Annotated in this window: 22 protein-coding genes; 14 read left to right on the top strand and 8 right to left on the bottom strand. The window is 71.4% G+C overall.

What is annotated here, in order from left to right; all coding sequences use genetic code 11:
• Positions 1–2 precede the first annotated feature (2 nt).
• The 3 genes from IPH07_07490 to IPH07_07480 all read right to left on the bottom strand — a co-directional run bounded on the left by IPH07_07490 (position 3) and on the right by IPH07_07480 (position 4,251).
• Positions 3–425, bottom strand: coding sequence for a hypothetical protein (locus IPH07_07490; GenBank protein MBK6917227.1), 423 nt, complete (start codon positions 423–425; stop codon positions 3–5).
• Positions 422–3,529, bottom strand: a complete 3,108-nt coding sequence (locus IPH07_07485; protein MBK6917226.1) for a serine/threonine protein kinase — start codon at positions 3,527–3,529, stop codon at positions 422–424. Before IPH07_07485 ends, IPH07_07490 begins: the two co-directional genes overlap by 4 nt.
• An 89-nt stretch (positions 3,530–3,618) precedes the next feature.
• Positions 3,619–4,251 (bottom strand): sigma-70 family RNA polymerase sigma factor, encoded by a 633-nt coding sequence (locus IPH07_07480; protein ID MBK6917225.1) that lies wholly within the window; start codon positions 4,249–4,251, stop codon positions 3,619–3,621.
• 171 nt (positions 4,252–4,422) lie between these two features.
• On the opposite strand from IPH07_07480, the gene IPH07_07475 reads away from it, so the two are divergent.
• The 12 genes from IPH07_07475 to IPH07_07420 all read left to right on the top strand — a co-directional run bounded on the left by IPH07_07475 (position 4,423) and on the right by IPH07_07420 (position 12,825).
• Positions 4,423–5,793, top strand: a complete 1,371-nt coding sequence (locus IPH07_07475) for a sigma-54-dependent Fis family transcriptional regulator (protein ID MBK6917224.1) — start codon at positions 4,423–4,425, stop codon at positions 5,791–5,793.
• Positions 5,794–5,939: 146 nt separating this feature from the next.
• A complete protein-coding gene (locus IPH07_07470; GenBank protein MBK6917223.1) occupies positions 5,940–6,614 on the top strand; it encodes a DUF1906 domain-containing protein in 675 nt (224 codons plus the stop codon).
• On the top strand, positions 6,611–6,865 hold the full coding sequence (locus IPH07_07465) for a RebB family R body protein (GenBank protein MBK6917222.1): 255 nt from the start codon (positions 6,611–6,613) through the stop codon (positions 6,863–6,865). Before IPH07_07470 ends, IPH07_07465 begins: the two co-directional genes overlap by 4 nt.
• 17 nt (positions 6,866–6,882) lie before the next feature.
• Complete coding sequence (locus IPH07_07460; protein ID MBK6917221.1) at positions 6,883–7,110, top strand: RebB family R body protein; 228 nt, start codon at positions 6,883–6,885, stop codon at positions 7,108–7,110.
• A gap of 54 nt (positions 7,111–7,164) precedes the next feature.
• A complete protein-coding gene (locus IPH07_07455; protein ID MBK6917220.1) occupies positions 7,165–7,413 on the top strand; it encodes a RebB family R body protein in 249 nt (82 codons plus the stop codon).
• A gap of 78 nt (positions 7,414–7,491) precedes the next feature.
• Complete coding sequence (locus tag IPH07_07450) at positions 7,492–7,740, top strand: RebB family R body protein (protein ID MBK6917219.1); 249 nt, start codon at positions 7,492–7,494, stop codon at positions 7,738–7,740.
• 104 nt (positions 7,741–7,844) lie between these two features.
• Positions 7,845–8,078 carry a RebB family R body protein gene (locus IPH07_07445; GenBank protein ID MBK6917218.1) on the top strand — a complete coding sequence of 78 codons (234 nt, stop codon included), beginning with the start codon at positions 7,845–7,847 and terminating at the stop codon, positions 8,076–8,078.
• 67 nt (positions 8,079–8,145) lie between these two features.
• Positions 8,146–8,550, top strand: coding sequence for a hypothetical protein (locus IPH07_07440; protein ID MBK6917217.1), 405 nt, complete (start codon positions 8,146–8,148; stop codon positions 8,548–8,550).
• 30 nt (positions 8,551–8,580) lie between these two features.
• The gene (locus IPH07_07435) at positions 8,581–8,973 is read left to right on the top strand and encodes a hypothetical protein (protein MBK6917216.1); all 393 of its coding nucleotides are present in this window, start codon (positions 8,581–8,583) and stop codon (positions 8,971–8,973) included.
• Positions 8,970–9,299, top strand: a complete 330-nt coding sequence (locus IPH07_07430) for a hypothetical protein (GenBank protein ID MBK6917215.1) — start codon at positions 8,970–8,972, stop codon at positions 9,297–9,299. The genes IPH07_07435 and IPH07_07430 overlap by 4 nt, the downstream gene beginning before the upstream one ends.
• A 3-nt stretch (positions 9,300–9,302) precedes the next feature.
• The gene (locus tag IPH07_07425; protein ID MBK6917214.1) at positions 9,303–11,162 is read left to right on the top strand and encodes a S8 family serine peptidase; all 1,860 of its coding nucleotides are present in this window, start codon (positions 9,303–9,305) and stop codon (positions 11,160–11,162) included.
• A 181-nt stretch (positions 11,163–11,343) separates the two neighbouring features.
• Complete coding sequence (locus tag IPH07_07420) at positions 11,344–12,825, top strand: VWA domain-containing protein (protein MBK6917213.1); 1,482 nt, start codon at positions 11,344–11,346, stop codon at positions 12,823–12,825.
• 220 nt (positions 12,826–13,045) lie between these two features.
• On the opposite strand, the gene IPH07_07415 is transcribed toward IPH07_07420, so the two are convergent.
• Complete coding sequence (locus IPH07_07415; protein ID MBK6917212.1) at positions 13,046–13,888, bottom strand: hypothetical protein; 843 nt, start codon at positions 13,886–13,888, stop codon at positions 13,046–13,048.
• Between IPH07_07415 and IPH07_07410 the strand changes: the two genes are divergently transcribed.
• Entirely contained in the window at positions 13,887–14,036 is a 150-nt protein-coding gene (locus IPH07_07410; protein MBK6917211.1) for a hypothetical protein, read from the top strand. The genes IPH07_07415 and IPH07_07410 overlap by 2 nt on opposite strands.
• Before the next feature lie 184 nt (positions 14,037–14,220).
• Here IPH07_07410 and IPH07_07405 read toward each other — a convergent pair whose 3' ends face one another.
• Both IPH07_07405 and IPH07_07400 read right to left on the bottom strand, forming a co-directional pair.
• Positions 14,221–15,396 carry an aminotransferase class V-fold PLP-dependent enzyme gene (locus IPH07_07405; GenBank protein ID MBK6917210.1) on the bottom strand — a complete coding sequence of 392 codons (1,176 nt, stop codon included), beginning with the start codon at positions 15,394–15,396 and terminating at the stop codon, positions 14,221–14,223.
• Positions 15,393–16,322, bottom strand: coding sequence for a hypothetical protein (locus tag IPH07_07400; GenBank protein MBK6917209.1), 930 nt, complete (start codon positions 16,320–16,322; stop codon positions 15,393–15,395). The genes IPH07_07405 and IPH07_07400 overlap by 4 nt, the downstream gene beginning before the upstream one ends.
• 196 nt (positions 16,323–16,518) lie before the next feature.
• Between IPH07_07400 and IPH07_07395 the strand changes: the two genes are divergently transcribed.
• Positions 16,519–17,145, top strand: a complete 627-nt coding sequence (locus tag IPH07_07395; protein MBK6917208.1) for a hypothetical protein — start codon at positions 16,519–16,521, stop codon at positions 17,143–17,145.
• Between the two features lie 7 nt (positions 17,146–17,152).
• Here the strand turns inward: IPH07_07395 and IPH07_07390 are convergent, their stop codons facing one another.
• A complete protein-coding gene (locus IPH07_07390; GenBank protein MBK6917207.1) occupies positions 17,153–19,342 on the bottom strand; it encodes a GAF domain-containing protein in 2,190 nt (729 codons plus the stop codon).
• Positions 19,335–20,639, bottom strand: a complete 1,305-nt coding sequence (gene ppsR, locus IPH07_07385) for a transcriptional regulator PpsR (protein MBK6917206.1) — start codon at positions 20,637–20,639, stop codon at positions 19,335–19,337. Before ppsR ends, IPH07_07390 begins: the two co-directional genes overlap by 8 nt.
• Between the last annotated feature and the right edge of the window lie 10 nt (positions 20,640–20,649).

The following is a 20,649-nucleotide window of genomic DNA, read 5'->3' as shown; positions in this document are numbered from 1 at the left end:
CGTCAGTTGCAGCTGGTGCTGACCAGCTGGATCTTCGGATCGCCCTCGACCGCGATGCTGGTGCCCTGCACGCCGACCACCGCGAACGCGAGCTCGCTGCTGACGGTCTGGGTCGAGTTGATGGTTGCGGCCTTGTTGGTGCCGGCTGCCTGCACGTAGACGAACTGGCTGCGGTTGGTGTTGAAGGTCGCGCCGAGCGTGGTGCCCGACTCCACGGGGATGCGGCAGACGTCGCCGGCCTCGAGACCGGTGCAGATGGTCGCCGCGCCGGCGGTGACGTTCACCGAGATGTTGTTGGCGCTGTCGATCGTCGAGTTGACGCTGACCGCGGTGTAGCAGGTCTGCGTGCCGGACTCGTCGCCGAGCATCGCGTAGCCGAGGGCGCCCGCGAGGGCCATGGGGATCCACAGGGTCTTGGTCTTCATGGTCGGTCCTTTCTGATCGCCGCGTCGCGTTCCGCAGCAGGCGGAGCATTCGAGGCTCGCACATCCACTTCGTCTTCGGTCGTCATCCACGCATCGATCGCGGCCACGTCGCGGGCGAACGCCGGACCGAGCCCCGCGAAACCCTCGCGTGCCCGTTCGGCCACCGTCCGCGCGCGCGCGCGCTGGTCGAGCTCGGCGAGCGCGCGCGCGAGCAGCCATCGCGTGCGCGCCAGCTCCGGCGGATCGTCGCCTTGGGCCTGGCGGATCGCCATCGCGCGCTCGGCGTGGGCGACGGCCGCTGCCGGCTCACCGCGGCGGTACTCGAGCTGCGCGAGCCCGAGCAGCGGATACGCCAGATCCGGGTGGTCCTCCGGCAGCCGTGCGGCCATCGCTGCGAGCGCGGCCTGCAGGTGCACCGCGGCCTCCTGGTCGCGCCCGGCCTGGGCGAGCGCCTCGCCGAGGTTGCTGCGGGCCTCGGCGACCTGCAGGCTGTCGTCGGCGAAGGATCGCTGCCACAGGCGCAACGCCTCGGTGAACGCGGCGATCGCCTCGTCGTCGCGATGCAGGTGGAACGCCGCGGTGCCGAGCGCGGACAGCGGTGACGCCCGCATCGCGTGGTCGCGGCCGAGCCAGCGCGTGAAGCTGGCATCGGCCGCGCTCGCACGCTCGAGCGCCGCGTCGAGATCGCCCATGCGCATCGCCAGCGAGGCACGCGCGACCTCGACGATCCCCACCGGCACGCTGTCGCGCCCGAAGGCCTCTGCGCTGGCCTGGCGAGCGGCATCGAGCGCGATCGCGGCCTCGTCGAGGCGGCCGGCGTCCATCAACGCCTCGCCGCGCAGTCGCTGTGCCGAACCCGGCAGCGTGCTTCGGGACAACGTCGCTGGCACACCGCCCCAGCGCGCTTCGATCTGCGCGGCGCGATCGAAGGCCGCCAGCGCCTCGTCGGTGCGCCCGCGGCCACCGAGCACCCGCCCGAGGTTGCGCCAGCAGCTCGCGTGCGCACCGGCGTGGTGATCGCCGGCCTGTTCCCAGAACGACAGCGCCCCGCGCAGGGTCCGCTCGGCCTCGGTGGCGTCGCCCTCCAGCATCGACAGCAACGCGCGCACCTCGGCGGCCGCGGCCCGTCGGCGCGGCGAGGCGTCGATGCGCTCGAGCAGCGCCGCATCGCGATCGACCAGGGCTCGCGCCCGCGAGGCGTCGGCGTCGACGTCGATGGCCACGCGCGCCGCGGCCCGCACCGCCTCCTCGCGCAGGTCGTCGTCCCCCAGCGTCTCGGCGAGGTTGGCCGCGCGCTCGAGGTACGGCGTCGCGCGGGGATCCCGGGCCGCGAGGTGTGCGTGGCCGATCGCCAGCGTCGTCGCGGCGACCAGCGGCGCGACCTCGAGCTGCTCGGCGTGGGCGAGCGCAGCCTCGAGCGGCTCGAGCGGCGTGGCGGGGCCCCCGAGAATCACCGCGGTGCGCAGCCTCGCCAGCTCCGCGAAGCCGGCGGCGACGTCCTCGATGCGATCGGCGGGCACCGGCTGCCCGCGCTCGGCGGCCGACGCCACGCCCACGCACTCGCTGGGATCGCCCAGCTGGTCGAGTGCGGTCGGCAGTCGCGGCACTTGCTCGGCGTCGATCGCCGCGACGGCCGACAGCAGCGCGTCGAGCCGTCCGCGCGCGTCGTCGAGGCACGCCATGCGCTGATCCAACAGCGTCGCCGATTGCTCGCCGCGTCGCCACGTCGCCTCGCACACCTGCGCGCGCGCGTCGGTCCACGCCGAGGCATACGTGTCGACGCGCGCCGCGAGGACCTCGGCGAGCGTGGTCGCGTCGGGAAGCGCGGTCGCTGCGAGCGCGCCCGCGAGCGCGCCGCGACGGTGTGGATTCCAGGTCGCGTCGAGGGCGGTGCGCACCTCGGTGCAGGGATCGGGGGCGCTCGCAGCTGGTCGCCACGCGTCGCCGCCCGCGGCTCCGATGCCGGCGGCCGCGACGAGCGCGAGGCCCAGCACCGCTGCGCCGAGCCGTCGTCGTCGTCGGCCCTCGATGCGATCGAGCGCGTCGGCGAGCTGGGCCACGTCGGCGAAGCGATGCTCGGGCTGCTCGGCGAGGCCCCGCGACAGGATCCGTCGCAGCGCACCGGGCACCGTGCTCTTCGCCGGCACCTTCAACAGATCCGTGCCGTGCACCGGCCCGATCGGCCGTGCGCCGTAGAGCGCCTCCGCCAGCGCGACGCACAGGCTGTACTGATCGGCGGCCGCGCCCGCGGTCTCGCCCAGCCGGGCCTCCGGCGCCATATAGGCCGGCGTGCCCGCGAAGGTGTGCGTGTGCGTGATGACGACGCCGAGCCGTGATCGCGGCGGGGCGCCGCTCGCCGAGTCGTCGGGCTTGGGCGTACTCACGCCGTCCTCCCGCGGCGCGCGGGCAAGGCCGAAGTCGAGCAGGCGCGCGCGGCCGTCGTCCCCGATGATGATGTTGTCGGGTTTGATGTCGCGATGGATGATGCCGAGGCGATGCACGGCCGCGACCGCCCGCGCGACGTCGATGCCGTGGCGTAGCACCTCGCGCCACGACCGCGGCGCGGCCTCGAGCCAGCGTCGCATCGTGGCGCCAGGCACCAGCTCCATCGCGAGGTAGACCTGGTCCTCGAAGCGGCCGACGTCGAACACCGGCACGAGGTTGGGATGCGAGAGCTTGGCCAGGGCCTGCGCCTCGCGCAGCAAGCGATGGGTCGCGCGCTCGTCGAGCGCCCGCGTCGGGTGGAGGAACTTGAGCGCGACGCGGCGATCGAGCTCGCCGTCGTAGGCCGCGTACACCGTGCCCATGCCACCTTCGCCGAGCTTCTCGAGGATGGTGAAGCGACCCACGCACAGTGCCGGCGGCGCCTCGCCGAGGATCTGCGCATGCAGTCGTGCCTGGCGCTGGCGTTCGACCAGATCGAGCGGCTCGTCCATCGCGTCGCTCGGCCACGGCACCTCCGACGGGAACACCCGTGCGTCGAGCGGCTCGACCTCGCTGCGGGTCTGCGCCGCGGCGACGTCGGCGGCCGGGCGCCGGGGCCGACGATCGGCCAGCGCCGCCGCATCGGCCGGCTCAGGGTCCCGTGACTGGTCGTCTGGCATCGAGGTGGCTTCCCTGGGACCTGCAGGTAGTGACGGCCGCTGGCCGGCTGATCACCGAAAGTCGCGGCCGGTGGGGTGTCGGCGCGCCATCACTCGGGCCGGCCGCGTCCGGCCACGGCCCGGAGCTCGTTGGCCCAGCGCCCGAAGTCGTCGAGCGTGGTCCGCGGCTGGCCCGTGCTGCGTGCGAGCTCGTCGACATGCCCGCGCAGTCGCTCCCGCGCCAGTCGCAGACGACTGCGCACCGTGGCGTCGGGGACCCCGACGACCGCGCCGATCTCCACCGACGTCATCTGCTCGTCGTAGAAGAGCTCGAGCACGACCTGGTCGCCCAAGGGCAGGCGTCGCAGCGCGCGAACCAAGATCGCGCGCTCGCGCTGCGCCGCCAGCATCGTCGCGAGGCCGGCGACCTCCGGCTCGGCCTGCGCTTGGGCCAGCGCGAGCGTCCATGGATCCGACTCGCGGTAGAGCTCGCGCAGGTGCTCGCGCACGACGTTGTACGCGGTCGCGAACAGGTAGCTCCGAAACGAACCGCGGCCCTCGAAGCGGGCCTGACCCTCGACGCAGCGCGCGAAGGTGCTCTGCACCAACTCCTCGTAGTCGTCGCCGACCTTGCTGCGGAAGAACCGACGCAGGGCAGGGAAGTGCCGCGCAAACAGCTCGCCGCCCGCGCGTCGATCCCCACCGCGCCACGCGTCGAGCAACTCGAGGTCGTCTCGCTCCACGGCCGCATCGACGGTAGCACCCTTCGCGTGCGCGACCCAAGCGAGCACCCACCCGCGCCGCTTCGACTTTCGGTGATCGGCGGCGAGGGGCGCATCACTTTGAGATCCCGCCAGCCCTCCCACACCCGAGTAGCCGACGCGATGCGTGAGCAGCCACCAGGCGAAACCACCATGCTGCGCGTGTCTCAGGTCCTCGTCGTCGATCCGTTTGCCACGCTGTCGGCCGACGCAATCGCGCGACTGCGGACACCGCAGACCGCCCTCCACCACGTGACCGACGCCGCTGTCGCTGGCCGCATGGCCACCGAGGCGGGCATCGATCTGGTGGTGCTGATCGTGCCGGAGCAGGGCGAGCCCGACGCGGTATCCGAGGCCTCGATCGCCGGCTGGCTGCGCCGGCGACCGCAACGGCCGCTGCTCGTCACCGCCGGACCCGCACTCGCGCAGGATCTGGCGCGCAGCCTCGTGCTCGGTCGCGCGCGCGAACGAACCGAGGCCGGCGCGTCGCGGACACGAGCTCCGTCCGAGTGGACGCCAGGCCTCGCGGCCATCGTCGGCGCTGCGCCGGCGACCCAGCGGCTGCATCGCATGATCGAGCGCGTCGCACCGTCGGAGCGCGCGGTGCTGGTCCACGGGCCCACCGGCTGCGGCAAGGAGCTCGTGGTGCAGGCGCTGCACCAGCTCGGCCTGCACCCCGACGCGCCGCTGGTCGACGTCAACTGCGGCGCGATTCCGGAGTCGCTGATGGAGTCGCTGCTGTTCGGTCACGTCCGCGGTGCGTTCACGGGGGCCGACGCCGCGCAGGAGGGATACCTCACCGCCGTCGGTCACGGCACGCTGTTCCTCGACGAGGTGGCCGAGCTGCCGATGCTGCTGCAGGCCAAGCTGCTGCGCGTGCTCGAGAGCCGGCGCTTCCGCCGGGTCGGATCGACGCAGGAGCACACCTTCCACGGCCGTGTGATCGCGGCGACCCATGCGGATCTGCGTCGCGCCTGCGCCGAGCGACGCTTCCGCGAGGACCTCTATTACCGCCTCGCGGTGCTCGGCATCGAGGTGCCCTCGCTGGCCGAGCGGCGCGACGACATCGCGCTGCTGGTTGCCCATTTCGCCGCCGCGCAGCGTCGCCCGCTGCGGTTCACCGCCGCGGCCATGGCCGAGCTCGCGGGGCGCCCGTGGCCCGGCAACATCCGCCAGCTCCGCAACGCGATCGATCGGCTCGCGGTGACCTGCGACGCGGATCCAATCGACGCGGCCGACCTCGTCGAGCACCTCGACGGCGGCAGCCACGACGAGGGCACGGGCGCTGCCGTGCGTACGCCCGAGCTCGGCTCGGCGCTGCTGCGCATCGACGGCCACGACAAGCTGGCGGCCGCCGAGACGCTCCTCATCGACGCGGCGATGCGCGAGTACGGCGGCAACAAGAGCGCGGCGGCGCGGGCCCTGGGCGTGCACCGCAAGGTGCTGGAGCGCAGGCTCGTTCGCGACACGCCGCACGCGGTCGCGCTCGACGACGACGACGAGGTCGTGCTCGAGTCCGACTGACGCCGATGCATCGCGGCGCGCCGACGATGGTCGCGCGCGACCACGATGGACGACGCGTTGGTCGAGCCCGACCACCCCACGACACGCGACGCTGGATTCGGCATGAGGGTGCCGATGGCACGCACGCTGCACCAAGGGCGGGACAGATGGTCGAACTCCTCGGCACTGCCAGCACCGCCTCGGCGATCCTCGGCTTCGACACCGCGTCGACGCTCTCGCGTGCACAGGCCCAGGCCCTGCGCGCGTGCGGCTTCGGCTTCTGTGCGCGCTACCTCAAGCGCACCGCCTCCGGCCGCCCGCCGACGACCGGCCCCGCGCTGACGGTCGCCGAGGCCCGCGACCTGCTCGCGTGCGGACTCGCGATCATCCCGGTGCAGTACGGCTCGAGCACGCTGCTGCCCAGCGCCGCACTCGGCCGCGAGGTCGGCGAGGCCGCCGCGACCAACGCATTCGCGCTCGGGATCCCCGGCGGCGTGACGATCTGGTGCGACCTCGAGTGGTCGCCCGAGGTCGCGCCCGATCCCCATGCAACGATCGCCTACGCCAACGCGTGGCACCACGCGGTGGTCGACGCGGGGCTGCGCGCGGGCCTGTACATCGGCCCCAACGTGCCGCTGCGCGGCGCCCAGCTGGGTGACCTCGCGTTCACGTCGTACTGGAAGTCGGCCAACCGCGTCGCGTGGCCGACCCCGCGCGGCTTCCAGCTGGTCCAGGGCCTCGAGGTCGAGGTCCACGGGGTCTGCATCGATCCCGACGTCGCGTCGTGCGATGCCGCTGGCGATTCGCTGGTGTGGCTGGCGGCGAGCGGAGGTGCGGCATGAGCACGCCCGCTGGCTCCTCCGGCCTGGCCGCGGCGACCCGCAGCGTCAACGACGTCAACAAGGGCGTGTTCGGCACTGCGCCGTCGGAGGCGCAGGCCATCACCTACGAGTCGCTCGCGCACTCACTGACCCTGCTCATGCACAACGCCGCGCAGACGCAGTTCGGTGCCAAGCAGATCGAGGTTGCCGCCGTCGCCGCGGTGTGCAGTCAGATCGTCCGCGCCGGCACCAGCTCCAGCAGCCGCCTCTGACCCCCGAAGGAGAACCCATGTCGTCCACCCACCCGACGCTCGATCCCCAGGTCGCCGACGCACTCACGACCATCAACGCCATGGTCGTCGGCGCCTCACCCTCGATGGCCAGCGGGTCGCAATTCGTGACCCTCGGCTACGCACAATCGCTGGCGGCCTACAACGCCGTGTTCGCGCAACAGCAGGCCTACATCACTGCGCAGACCGCCGCGGTCGCCGATGTGCTCGCGATCCTCCGCCCGTGACGCGAATTCGATTTCTTCCTTTGATTCGACCCCAACGAGAAAGGCAACGACAACATGGCAGACAGCACCTCGACCAGCAACTTCGCGAACTCCGTCCTCAACCCGCAGGTCACCGATCAGGTCACGACGACCAATGCCACCGTGCTCGGCGAAGCCCCGGCGATGGCGATGGGCAGCCTGTACCAGACCATCGGCAACTCCGTGGCCATGGCCGCGGCCAACGCGGTCTACGCCCAGCAGCAGGCCAACGTGACCTACCAGACCGCGACCACGGTCGCGGTGAAGAAGCTCATCGGAAGCTAGCGCACCCATCCTCGTCCATCCCATCCAACCACCCAAAACCGCGGGCCCGCGAGGGCCCGCACGAAGCAGTGATCTCCCATGGCCAACGGCACGACCTCGTCTTTCGCGAACACCACCCTCAACCCACAGGTGACGGACTCGCTCAGCACCACCAACGCGACCGTCCTCGGTCAATCACCCTCGACGGCGATGGGCAGCCTGTACCAGACCGTCGGCAACTCGGTCGCAATGGCCGCTGCCAACGCGGTCTACGCCCAGCAGCAGGCCAACGTCACCTACCAGACCGCCAGCACCATCGCGGTCGCCCACCTGGTGGGCGGCTCGTGATCCGCTGACCCGGCGGGGCCGGTGGCCGTGATCGTCCGAGCGCAGCGCCCGGGTCGATTGCGGCCGCCGCCCGCGGAACCACGTCTCGCCCTGGGAAGCCGACCATGACGACACCGCGAACGGTCTCGAGTGCGGTGATCGACGCGGTCACCACGGTCGACGTCACCGTCGTCGGCACCGCGCCGGCGATGGCGATGGCGGCGCTGGCCCAGAACCTCGCGAACTCCGCCGCGATGGCCGCGATGAATGCGGTCTTCGCCCAGCAGCAGGCATTCATTGCCCACCAGGCCGCGACCACCTCGGCGGTCGCGATGCTGCTGGCCCTCATCGACGAATGATCTCGATGAATGATCTCGACGAATGAGCGCTGCCCGAAGCGCCCGCCACCCCATCAGGAGTCCGCGCATGGACGATCCGACCGAACAAACCGTCTCGTTCATCAGCACCGCGGTGACCGGTCGCGCGGTGCTGGCGTCGACCGAGACCGGTACCGCCGATGCGGCCACCGTCGATGCGACGTATCCCGCGCAGCAGGCCGGCGGCATGGCCGTGCAATCGGTCGCCCAGTCGATGGCGATCGCGATTCAGGACGCCACCGACATGCTTCGCAATGTCTCGACCATCGCGACCACCGCAATGGGCGTGGCCGCCGCAAAGTGGATCGAGACGCCGGAGATGGTGCTCTACAAGCAAATCATCGACACCGCGCAGGGGCTGATCCAGACCGCCGCGGGTGACTTCCTCACCATCGGCCAGAACGCCGCGACCGTGCTCTCGGCGTTCCCCGCCGGTACCAGCAAGCAGAGCTGACGCACCGCGAGGACTCGCAAGATGTCGAACATGCCGCACTCACGAGATTCGCCGGATTCGCCGGCCTCGCGCATCATCGACGTCGAGGCCTACGAGCATGTGCCGCCCGACGCGCTCGCCCGCGCCGCCGCGGTGCCCGAGCCGCCGCCACTCGAGATCCCGCCGCCGCCGCGGTTCGACCCGATGCACGTGCTGCACACCCAGCGTCGGCTGCTGCGCGAGCAGCAACGAGCGCTGCGCGACATGTTGATGCAGATGGAATCGCCGGGGCCCGCCGACGCGCCACGGTCGACACCCTACACCGACCTCCTCACCCGCAGCATGACCGCGCTCGATCGATCGCTCGGCACGATCATGCATTCACTCGAGCACACCTTCGGCGCACAGCACCGTGGCCGGACGACGCAGGGAAACGACCCATGACCGAAAAGGACGCCACCACCACGTTTCTCGTGTGCTTCAGCGGCCACGACGAGGCCGAGCACCGCACCGGGCTACGCATCTGCCTGGGGGTTTCGCCGGTCGGCACCGGCACGCGCGCGGGCAAGACCGGACCGTTCTTCTTCACGGTCACGCTCGCGAACGTCCGCGTCCAGCTGCCCAACCCGCTGCCCGGCACACAGCCGGTCGTGGGCACCACCAACCTGCACGAGACGCTGCCGCTGTCGGCCAGCGACATCGACAACCTTCGCGCGTGGCTCAACGACTACGCGCCGCCGCCGGACCACAAAGACCACAGGAAAGAGTAGCCCATGAGCACCCACAGCAAGCTCGATCACGCCCTGCGCAACATCGTCCACCGCGCCGCGACGACGCCCCACCACGACAAGGACGGCAAGCAGCGCAGCACCGCCGATCGCTCGGAGCTGGTCGCGGGCTTCTTCAGCAGCCCCGAGCTCGCGCGTCACGTGTCGCGTGACGGCAAGCTCGACGTCGTCATCCGCACCAGCGATGCCGCGCGCGCGGCCAAGCACATCGAAGGCCTGGGCGGGCACGTGCACGCGGCCCCGGGGGCCCGGGTCATCACCGCGCGGATTCCCATCGACAAGCTGCTCGAGGCCGCCGGCGACGCCAGCGTCGTGCGCATGCAGCTCGCGGTCGAGCTGCAGCCGCACCTGAACCTCGCCAACGAGGCCAGCGCGCTGACCAACGACAGCGGCGAGCGCTTCTTCCCGGCGCTGCTGGGCGAGGGCGTGCTCGTCGGCGTGGTCGATACCGGCATCGACGTGCTGCACCCGGCGTTCGCCGAGGTCGACAAGTCGACCCGCATCGTCGCGTACTGGGACCAGCTCACCGACGAGAAGTACGGCGACGGCTTCAAGCCCATCGTCGACGCGGCCCGCGATGCGCCCGACACCAACGGTCACGGCACCGCGGTCGCGAGCGCTGCGGCCGGCAACGGCCGCCTCTCGCCGGACGGCGCGCTGGTCGGGGTCGCGCCGCAGGCCAAGATCGCGATGGTGAAGACCTCGTTCACCGACGCTGATCTGATCCGGGCAATGGACTGGCTGTGCGAGCGCGCCGACAAGCTCGGCCTGCCGCTGGTCATCAACCTGAGCCTCGGCGGTCACACCGACGGCCACGACGGCTACGACGCGCTGTCGCAGCACGTCGACGAAATCTCCGGCAAGGGCCGCATCGTGGTGGTGTCGGCCGGCAACGAGGGCGACGACGACATCCATGCGATGCACGACTTCAGCGACACCGCGCCGCTTTGGGCCTTCGAGGTGCAGCCGGTGCTGTCACCCAGCAGCGCCGACCCGAGCGTGCGTGAGGGCGTGCTGCGGCTGTCGGTGTGGGGCAAGCGGCACGATCACCTGCAGCTGACGCTGGTCGATCCCCGCGGCTTCGCCTACGCGGCGCCGGTCAACGTCGCCGAGCAGGAGGACGTCACGGCCCCGGGCTATCAGGGCCACTGGGACAAGGATCGCGAGGCCGTGACCGGCGACATCTTCTACGTGCTGCGGGTCGCGATCGCATCCGACGACGACAACCTCCGCGGGCCGTGGACGATGCAGGTGAAGCTCCGCGCGGGCGCGTCGCTGCCCGACCCGGTGCGCGTGCACGCGTGGACCAGCGGCGCCGAGCGGGCCTACGTCAGCAGCGGCGCCTCGCCGGGCTACAAGGTGGGCTCGCCGGGCGCGGCCCGCAGTGCGATCACGGTCGGCTCGTACGCGACGCGCAACGAGTGGGTGACCTCGACCTCGAAGATCTACAAGGCCGACGGCGTCGTGCTCGGCGAGGCCAGCGGCTTCTCGAGTCAGGGCCCGACCCGCGACCAGCGGATGAAGCCCGACCTCACCGCGCCCGGCGAGTACGTCGGCATGGCCAAGTCGAGCCGCTCGGGGCCCAAGCCGCTGTATCAGATCGGGCAGTCGCCGTACCTCGTCAACCGCGGCACCAGCTTCTCTTCGCCCTACGTCGCGGGTGCCGTGGCGGCGCTGCTGCAGCTCGATCCGGCGCTCACCCCCACCGACGTGCGCCTGTTCCTGCAGGGCACCGTCGATCCACGCAGCCCCGCGACCCAGTGGGGGGCGGGCAAGCTGGACTGCAAGCGGCTGCTGCAGGAAGCGACGCGGCTGCTGCGGGCGCCGCGAGCACAGGCCGGCTAGTACTTCGACACAGGGATTCTCTCGGGCGGCTACCTCATCGATCAGTTCCTCAGCTCCGAACGACCGTGCACTACCCCGCGCAAGCCACCCCAAGAAGACCGTCGGTAAGCCGTGTACGCACGGTTTGACAGGGGGCCCTACCGGAATTCAATCCAAGAGAGAAGCAAGGTAGGGTCGACCAATGGACGGCATGCGTTGGTCGAGTCTGGTGGCCGTGGGCTTGGTGGCGTGCGGGCCCACGGTGGTGGTGGGCGCCGACGGATCCTCGACGTCGACCACCGGCGGTCCGGGATCGGCGAGCTCGCCCTCGACGACCGCGCAGCCGAGCGACGTGTCCTCGATCTCGGACGCCGAGGTCGACGTCGACGACGGCTCGCCGCACTTCGATGACTTCGGCGTCGCCGATCTCGGCGGCGGCGGCTGCGACGGAGGGTGCGCCGCCGTGGACGTGTTGTTCGTGATCGACAACAGCGGCTCGATGGCCGAAGAGCAGCTCGCGCTCGCGCGCGCGGGCGTGCGCTGGATCGGGCAGATGCTCGCCGACGGCGGCTCATACGACGTCCAGGTGATGATCACGACGACCGATATGGGCAACCCGCTGTGCACGCCGTTCCAGCCCCCCGGCTACGACCCGGCGCAGGGCGCCCCGACGATGACGGGCTGCAACAGCCGGATCGACGACTTCACCGGCCTCGGCAGCAACCCGATCTCCGCGCCCGAGGCGTGCACCGCCGTCTGCCCGAGCGACATCACGCCAGGGGATCCGTTCCTCGCGATCGACGGCTCCGGCAGCAACGTGCCCGACGTGCCCGATGCCGACGTCGACGGTGACGGCGTCCCTGATTCGCCCGAGGCGCAGGCGCTCGCGTGCATGCTGCCGCAAGGGATCAACGGCTGCGGCTACGAGTCACCGCTCGAGGCGATGCTGCAGGCGCTCGAGCCGGGCGCGGCGTGGAACAGCGGCGACCGCCCGTTCGTGCGCGACAACGCGAAGCTCGCGATCGTCATCGTCACCGACGAGTCCGACTGCTCGGTCCAGGACTACTCAGTTGTGGACGACGACTACTACTTCAACGTGAACCCGGACACCGGGCTACGCGGCCCGAGCTCGGCGCTGTGCTGGAACGCAGGCGTCACGTGCACCGGCCCCGACGCGAACGGTGTGTACACCGACTGCGTCGCGGTGCCCGATGGCCCCCTGCAAGAGGTCACGCGCTACACCACGCATCTGTCGGACTACCTCGTCGGCGATCTCGGCAAGACGGTCGACTTCTTCGCGCTCACCGGTGTGCCCGAGGTGACGGAGTACTCGCGGCAGGTGCCGTTCGAGCCGACGGCGGGCGGCATCTTCGATCTCGTCGTGCACGACTGGCAAGACGGCGTCTATCCGGCGGGCGACATCCTCCCGGAGGACGCGGCCGCCGGCGTCGATGCAGCCCAGAAGCATTTCCTCTTCGGCATCGGGCCCGCGTGCACCGGCCAGGACGCCGGCGGAGACTTCACCGGACAGGCGGTGCCGAACATCCGCGTGTTCGAGGTCTGCCAGGCGCTCGACGCCGGCGATGCGCAACACTGCTTCATCGACTCGATCTGCGCGCCCGGCTACGACGGCGCGCTCGGCACGCTCTGGGGCACGATGGTCGCGCAGCTCGGCGGCGACTGAGCCACGCGCGCATGAGGTGTTCGAAGCAGGAAGCGGCGTCGGGCGCGTCGGGTGGTGCGACTGGCGGGGTGGCGGCCGAGCACCGTGGAGCATGCGTGCGATCTCGTCGGCGTCGGTGATCGCCGCGACGACACGAAGGGAGCCACCGCAGCGGCAACCGACGGTGACGTCGAAGGAGGAGACCCTGGCCAAGAGCTTGGCCCGACACAGTCCCCTGCGCTCACAGCTCGACGATCAGCGCCAACGAAATCTCGTTCTCCCCCGCGGCCACGCTCGCGCTGCCGTTCGGGATCGCGACCGCGTCGCCGGCGTCGGGCAGGAAGGTGCCCGCGAGGTTGCCGTTGCGATCGAGCATCGCGTTGGTCTTGTAGTCGCCGGGGTGGATCTGGTCCATCACGACGTCGATCGAGGTCGCGCCGGCCTCGGCGTGGCCGCGGATGAAGCGGCTGGGGTTGCAGCCACCCACGCCGCAGTTTTCGGTGCTGAGGATGAGCCACGCATCGGCGGCCTCGGCCAGCGGCGTGCTCCACGACAGGTGGGCGGTCAGCGTGGGCATCTCGGGGAACGGCTGATCGCCCGAGAGCGCGGTGTCGTCCTGCGGGAACGGTGTGGCCACCTCGCGCAGCTCCTTGCGCGTCGCCGGCCAGTCGAAGTGGGTGGTGCCCTTGACGTCGACGTGCATGTCGAGCGCGTCGGGGCCCTCGAAGTCGAACACTGCGTCGATGTAGTCGCAGCCGGCATCGAGCGCGCAGAAGCGGAAGCGCTCGGCCTCGAGGTCGGCCTCGACCAGGGTCGTGCGGCTGTCTCGCATGATGCCGAGGAAGTAGCCGCCGTTGCGGAACGTGAGCACGTCCTCGCCGCCGTGCTGCTCGACCGCCATCGCCATGCGCACCGAGTTGCCGCCGTCGAGATCGCAGCGCGAGAACAGCGTGTAGCCATCGGCCGCGCGCACGTCCATGTTCATGGTCGGGAAGTCGCCGGCCGAGGTCATCGAGTCGACCGGCCCCGCCCACAGGCCCGGCCAGCGCGCGAAGAAGTCGGCCATCGCCGAGGGGTCCGACATGCCGCCGGTCGAGTCGGCGGCACCGGTCGAGTCGGCGCTGCCGCTTTCACTCGCGGAGCTCGTGCCCGCGGTGCTCGACGCGGTCGTGGTCACGCTCGCCGAGCCGCCGCTCGAGTCGGCACCGCCGTCGTCGTCGGCAGGGGCCTGACACGCGAGTGTCGCGATGCAGGCGAGGGCAAGGCACGCAGGGGCGTGAAGGGTCGTGGGGCGCATCGGTTCGATCCAATCCAAGTGAAGCGGAAAAGCGGCGCAAGCGGCCGGGCAGGACCTCGCTGTTGGTCGCGCCCGCCTCGGTTGTGGACGCATGCCGGCGATGGCACCAGTGACCGAGGTCACCGCTTGGCGAGCGCGACCCCGCGGTCCATCGTGCGCTGCACGTCATCCTCGGTGTTGTAGAAGTGGGGCCCGAGTCGCAGCCCGCAGCCCGGGCGCCAGTCGTGCTTCACGCCCTCGGCGACCAGCTGCTTGCTGGCGGCCTCGCTGCCGGGGAAGTCGACCGCCACGAAGCCCGTGCGGCGTGCGTGCTCGAGCGGCGAGTGCACCGTGAGGCCGGCCGCGTGCGCGCGATCGATGATCATCTGCGACAGCGCGAGGTTGTGCGCGCGGATCCGCGGCACGCCGATCTCGTGCAGCGGCTGGTAGGCGCGCTCGGCCACGCAGTACGCGGGGATCGACGGTGTGCCCGACATCAGCCGCCAGGGCCCGTCGGCCAGGCGGATCGGCGCCGGCTCGAACGCGAACGGATCGGCGTGGGCGAACCACCCGGTCGTGCGCGGCCGCAGGGTCTTGCGCAGCTCGGGCCGCACCCACAGGAACGCGGTGCCGGGCCCGCCGCACAGCCACTTGTGGCTGCCGCCGACGATCATGTCGGCGCCCCACGCCTGCGCGTCGATCGGGACCGTGCCCAGGGTCTGGTAGACGTCGATCATCGTGAGCGCCCCGACCTCACGGGCGCGCGCACAGATCGCGCCGATGTCCTGCAGCGCGCCCGAGACGTAGATCGCGTGGGAGCAGGGCACGATCGCGGTGCGCTCGTCGATGGCCGCGAGCATGCGCTCGGTCGGCACCGTCATGCCGTCGTCGCTCGGCACCAGCACCAGCTCGGCGCCGAGCTCCCGGAAGCGCTCCCACACGTAGATCACGTTGGGGAACAAGAGCTCCTCCATCACGACCTTGTTGCGGCCCTTCGAGAAGTCGAGGCAGCTGGCGATCGCGGCCTGGAAGTACGCGACGTTCTGGTTGAGCGCGGTGTCGCCGGGGGTGCCGCCGAACAGGCGCGCCGCGCTGTCGGCCGTGCGCTCGACCTGCTTCACCCAGTGATCCCACGACTCCACGCCGTGCTCGGCCCAGCCCGCGGCGTACTCCGCGAGCGCGACCGGGGCGCTCGCATGCATCGCGCCCATGCTGTTGCTGTTCATGTAGAGGGTCTTGGCGAGGATCGGGTACTGCTCGCGCCAGCGGGCGAGGTCGGGATCCAGGCGCGGGACATCGGGGGCGGGCGTGGTCATGGCGAGGGCTCCGGCACGGTGACGGTGGCGGTGGTGGACGCGACGGCGGGCGCGTAGGGCTCGAAGGGGCGTCGGCTCTTGCGCTTGCGGTTGAGCCGACGCAGCTCGTCGGCGGTGAAGGCGGTGGCGCTGCCGGCCGGGGCCTGCTCGCGCACGAAGCGTTCGATCCGATCACGGGCCGCGGTCGCGGCATCGATGCGCAGGCGATCGATCGCGTCGGCCTGTGCAGCGTCGGTGGTGGTCTCGGCGTCGGCCTCGTCGCACTCGTCCCAACGCGCGAACAGCTGCTTGCGGCGCTGCGCCGGCGACCACTGCGGCGCGGACCAGATCGCCGCGAGCTCGCCGGGCAGCGCGTGCAGGCGCTGCTGCAAGCTCGCGCGGATCGCCGCGGTCGCGAGCCTGCGTCGCAGCGGCTCGGTGCGCGTGAGGAACTGCGCCTTGGCCGAGGCCGCGGGGTCACGCCGCGTCGCTCGGATCGCCCACTCGCTGGGGCCCGGCACGCGCAGGCCGATGAACGGGTTGTAGCCGCGCGCGCCCTCGGGCGGGCGACCCAGGCCGCGGCCGCGCTGGCGATTGCGACGGTGCGGCCGGCGGTAGCGATCGCCGAAGAACACCGTGCCGTCGTGATCGATGATCGCGGTGAAGCGACCGGCGCCGTCGGTGTAGACCAGGCGACCGTCACGACCGCTGCGCAGGCCCAGCTCGGCCAGCGCCTCCGACGAGCCCGGCGGTGCGGCGCTGCGATCGGATCCCTTGGCGCTGCGGCGCACGTCGAGCCGCTCGGGCAGCAGCACGCGGCCGCCCGGCGGCAGCTCGGAGCCGAGGTCCTCCTCGGGCCCGCGGTGCTCGGGCTCGGCGCGCGCCGTCGCGGTCGCACCCAGCCCCACGACCGCGAGCGCCAACGCGGCGAGCAGTGTCGGTGCCATCGACCGGCCTCGGCGGGCCGCGGCCGCGCCTTGCGGTCGCACGAGGGGCCCGCGGCAGAGCATCGGCGCCGAGGCTAGCATGGGGTCGCGTGCGGGCGGCCTGACGGGGCCGCGTGTCGAGCATCACGCGAGCGGTCCGCGTTGCGGGCGCCCGGCTTGTCCGGCGCCGCGTGCTCCGCTACGGTCGCGCGCATCCATGGGCTGGCTCGAAGAGATCGGCAATCGCCTGTTCGGACGCGAGTCGGCCGATGCGGCGCCGCGCGTCTACATGCACGACGACGAGCTCGCGCAGCTCACCGCAGTCGTGACCAAGCTCGCGCCCAAGCGCGTGCTCGAGTGGGGCTCGGGCGGCTCGACCCACATGTTCCTGACGCGCTTCCCCAGCATCGAGCGCATGGTCTCGGTCGAGAACGATCGCGGCTGGTACGAGCGCGTGCGGGCGAAGATCGACGACCCGCGGCTGTCGCTCTTCCTGGTCGAGTCCGACGTCGCGCCGCCGGACGTCTCGCGCGAGGGCCCCAAGCGCGGCCGCGAGCTGTTGTCGGCGTTCCACCTGCGCTGTGAGCGGGAGCCCGCGCTCATGCGCAGCTACGTCGAGAAGCCCGGCAGCCTCGGCGAGCGCTTCGACTTCGTGCTGGTCGACGGTCGCGCGCGGAGCTTCTGCATCGCGGCCGGCTGGGAGCTGCTGGTGCCCGGCGGTGTGCTGGTGCTGCACGACGCGCAGCGGCCGGAGTATCGCGACGCGATGCTGGCGACGCACGAGCCGCAGTGGCTCGAGCCATGGCAGCAGGGCCAGATCTGCGTCGCCCACAAGCCCGCGTGAGCGGCCGTCAGTCGCGATCCAGGCTCGCCGAGTGCTGCAGCAGCAGCTCGAGCAGCTGTGCCGATCGTTCGACGGAGCTGCGCACGCTGTCGACGAGCTCGGCCATGCGCGAGACCTCGACGCCGTCGGTGATCTCGAGTGCGGCGAGCTGGGCGTTCTCGACCACCGACGAGAGCAGGCGCTGGTAGATCAGGTCGGCGCGCGACGACAGTCGTCCAGCCGAGAATCGGTGGGTCTCGACGATGCGCTCCTGCAGGCGCCGCCGGGCCGCATCCGCCGCCTTGCGCTCGCTCATGTCCGACAACACCACCACGAACCCGAGCACCTTGCGCGGCGCGGAGAACACGGGATCGGCACGGACCAGCACCGGACGCGCACCGCCGTCTTGGGTGATGAGCTCGGCCTCGCCGCGCCAGGTCTGCGCCCGCGACACCAGCTCGTGCAGCCGTCGGAGCACCTTCATGGGGCTGTGGAAGAGCCGCGGAAGATCCTCGAGTCGCTCGAGCTGGACCGCTCCCGCGGGCAGCAGCGCTTCGAAGGCCTGGCTGGTCATCAGCAGCCGGGTGTCGGCGTCGGCGACGATCACCGCCTGATCGGAGCTCTGCACCTGACCGCGCACCAAGTCGAGCTGGTGCTGTGCGATCAGCATGCTGACCGATCGGAACTGCACCAGCACGTCCGTGACGGTGTCGCCGATGAGCCGCGCCGTCGTCAGCGACGCCGGCGACCACGGCTCGGAGGTACCCTCGACCAGCTGATGCCACTTGGCGAACGAGCGGCGAGGCGACAGATCCGAGGGGCTGTTGCCGATCATCACCGGCTTGAACGGGTTGCCGCCCCAGGTCACCGTGCGCACCTGCTCGGGCCGGAACCACACCAAGTACTCGCCGGCTTGGTTCGACACCGTGGCCGCGACCAGTCCGCTCGCGACCCCCGTCAGCGGCGCGAAGGCGGGCTCGTCGAGTGCGAGCGCCGCGGTGGCGAAGAGGCCAGGCCCGCCGCTCTCGCCCAGGCCCTTGCGATCGAGCCAGCGACCGATCTCGCGCAGTTGATCGGTGCTGGGCACCTCGCCGGTGGTCATGACCTGGTCCTCGAGCAGCAGCGCGGCACCGCTGGCGCCGACCGGCTCGAGGATCGACTGTGCGCTGTCGAACAACGCGCTGCGCCAGTCGCCGTCGCGCGAGATGGTCTCGACCATGCGGTGCTCGAGCCGGCGCACGGTGAGCTCGGCCTGGGACTGGGCGAAGCTCTCGAGCGCGGCGATGCGGGTGCCGACGACCTCGGCGAGCAGCTCGCAGACCCCGCGCAGCTCGTACTGGAAGATGCGCGGCTGGTAGTGATGACAGGCGACCAAGCCCCACAGCCGCTCGCCCACCAGCAGTGACACCACCAGCGTCGCGCACACGCCCATGTTCTTGAGGTACTGGATGTGGATGGGCGACATGCTGCGCGTGAAGCACAGCGACATGTCGAGCTCGCCACCCGTCAACGGTGACAGCCGCGGCAGGATCGGCACCGGCTCGTACTCGACGTCGACCAGCACGCGCACGCGGTTGCGCTCATACAGCCGGCGGGCGATCTGCGGGATGTCCGAGGCCGGATAGCGGTTGCCGAGCAGCGGGTCGAGCTTGGGCTCCTTCTGCTCGGACAGCACCTCGCCGTGACCCTCGTCGTCGAAGCGATAGACCATGACGCGGTCGTAGCCGGTGATGCCACGGAAGATCCGCGCGGTCTCGTCGCACAGCACGCGGACCGAGGCCGACGCCACGATGCGCTGCAAGGCCTGCTCGAACGCGCCAGCGAGCTCGACCGCCGCGCCGGCCCGCTCGAGCTCGATGATCAGTCCGCCGGCCGGCGGGCGGTGCAGCAGGCCGTCGAACTCGGTGGGCGGATCGCCGACGCGACAACGCACCGCGACCGGCAGCACGTCGAGGGCATCGCCCAGGTGCGCGCGGATGCGGGCCGCGAGGTCGGGGCACAGTTGTTCGAGCCTTGCACCGAGCGGGGGGGCGACGAGGCCCAGGAATGCCTGCGCGTTGGCGCTGGCCTGCACCACCAGCAGCTCGGGCTCGCGCACCACCAGCAGCGCACCATGGGGCTGGATCGAGCCCGCGAGGTGGATCTGCTCGCGTTCACAATTGGAGAGGTCCGCCTCACCGAAGGCCGGCTCGTGTCCGTCGTGGAGCGCGTCAGTCATCGCCCGGCGTCGGATCGGGCTCGTCGTTGGCGGCCCCCGTCTCCGACGCCTGACGGGTGAGCTTGTCGTGGAGGTCGCGGCGTCGCATGGCCAGGAGCTGCGCAGCCCTTTCGCGCTCGCTCTGTCCGATTTCCTCGACCGCGTCGATGCAGCTCTGCTCGACCGAGGCGACCGCCTCCTGCACCATCTCGCGGAGCAACGCCTTGGCCTCGGGCCCCGAGCGGGCGCCTGCGGGCAGCGAACGACTGCGCCGACGCACGAGGATGCCGACGAACTCGCCGGTGGTCACGGCCGACAGCTCGACCTCGATCTCACCGCTCGCGCGGCGCAACGCGCTCGCGAACCCACTGAGCACGCCGCTGCGGTGGACGTGATCGCGGATCGCCACGAGGTCGGCCCCAGGCCGCGCGAGCCAGCGATCGACGGGTTGGCCCACCAGCGCGGGATCGGCGGGCTGCGCCACGAGCTCGCGGAAGGCACGATTCGCCATGCGGATCACACCCTCACCGTCGACGACCACGAAGCCCTCGGGCAGCCGCGCGATGAGCTCCTCGACGGGCAGGCCCTCGCTGCGCTCGAGCGTCGCCGCGGTCGGCGACAGCTGCAGCACGAAGGTCGCGGACGAGCCGGCATCGACGAGCGAGGCCCGCACCAACCACGGCTGCCGATGGGGTCCGAGGTGCACCACGACGCCAGGCGCCTTGCCCTGCTCGCGCACCCGCTCGAGCGTCGCCGCGAAGCCATCGCGATCGTCGTCGGCGAGCTCGGGCAGCAGTCGCAGGTCGCTGACCCGGCCGAGCGCCCGCACCGCGGCCGGGTTGGCCTCGACCACGCGCGTGTCGTTGGCGTCGATCAGCAGCACCGGCTGGGCCGACGCGTCGAACAGCAGCCGGTAGCGAGTCTCGACCTCGCGGAGGCGCCAGGCATCGCGCTCCATCGAGGTCTGGGTGGCGAGGAAGCGCGCGCGCAGCTCGGACACCACCTCGAGGCTGCGACCGATCGCGATCAGTCCGCCCTCGCCGAGCCGCACGGTGGCGTACTCCAGCGCGATCTCGAGGCCACTCGGGAAGCGCTGTCGCACCTGATGGAACGACGACAGGCCGCTGGTTCGGGCGTCGTCGAGCATGCGCAGCACCTGGGCGTTGCCGCCTTCGGTCACGGTCTCCGCCCACGGCCGACCCACCCACGCCTCGAGACCTTCGCCCCCCATCGCCTCGGACAGGTCGGCGCGTCGGATGATGCCGTCGAGGTCGAGCCTCAACGTGACATCGGGTTGCGCGAAGTTGGCGAGGGTCATGACGGCGGGT

The sequence above is a fragment of the Deltaproteobacteria bacterium genome, from assembly GCA_016709225.1.
GTDB classification, from domain to species: Bacteria; Myxococcota_A; Polyangia; order Nannocystales; family Nannocystaceae; genus Xiheibacterium; species Xiheibacterium phototrophicum.
The sequence above is the reverse complement of the archived record's forward strand: the minus strand, read 5'-3'. Positions and strand labels throughout refer to the sequence as shown.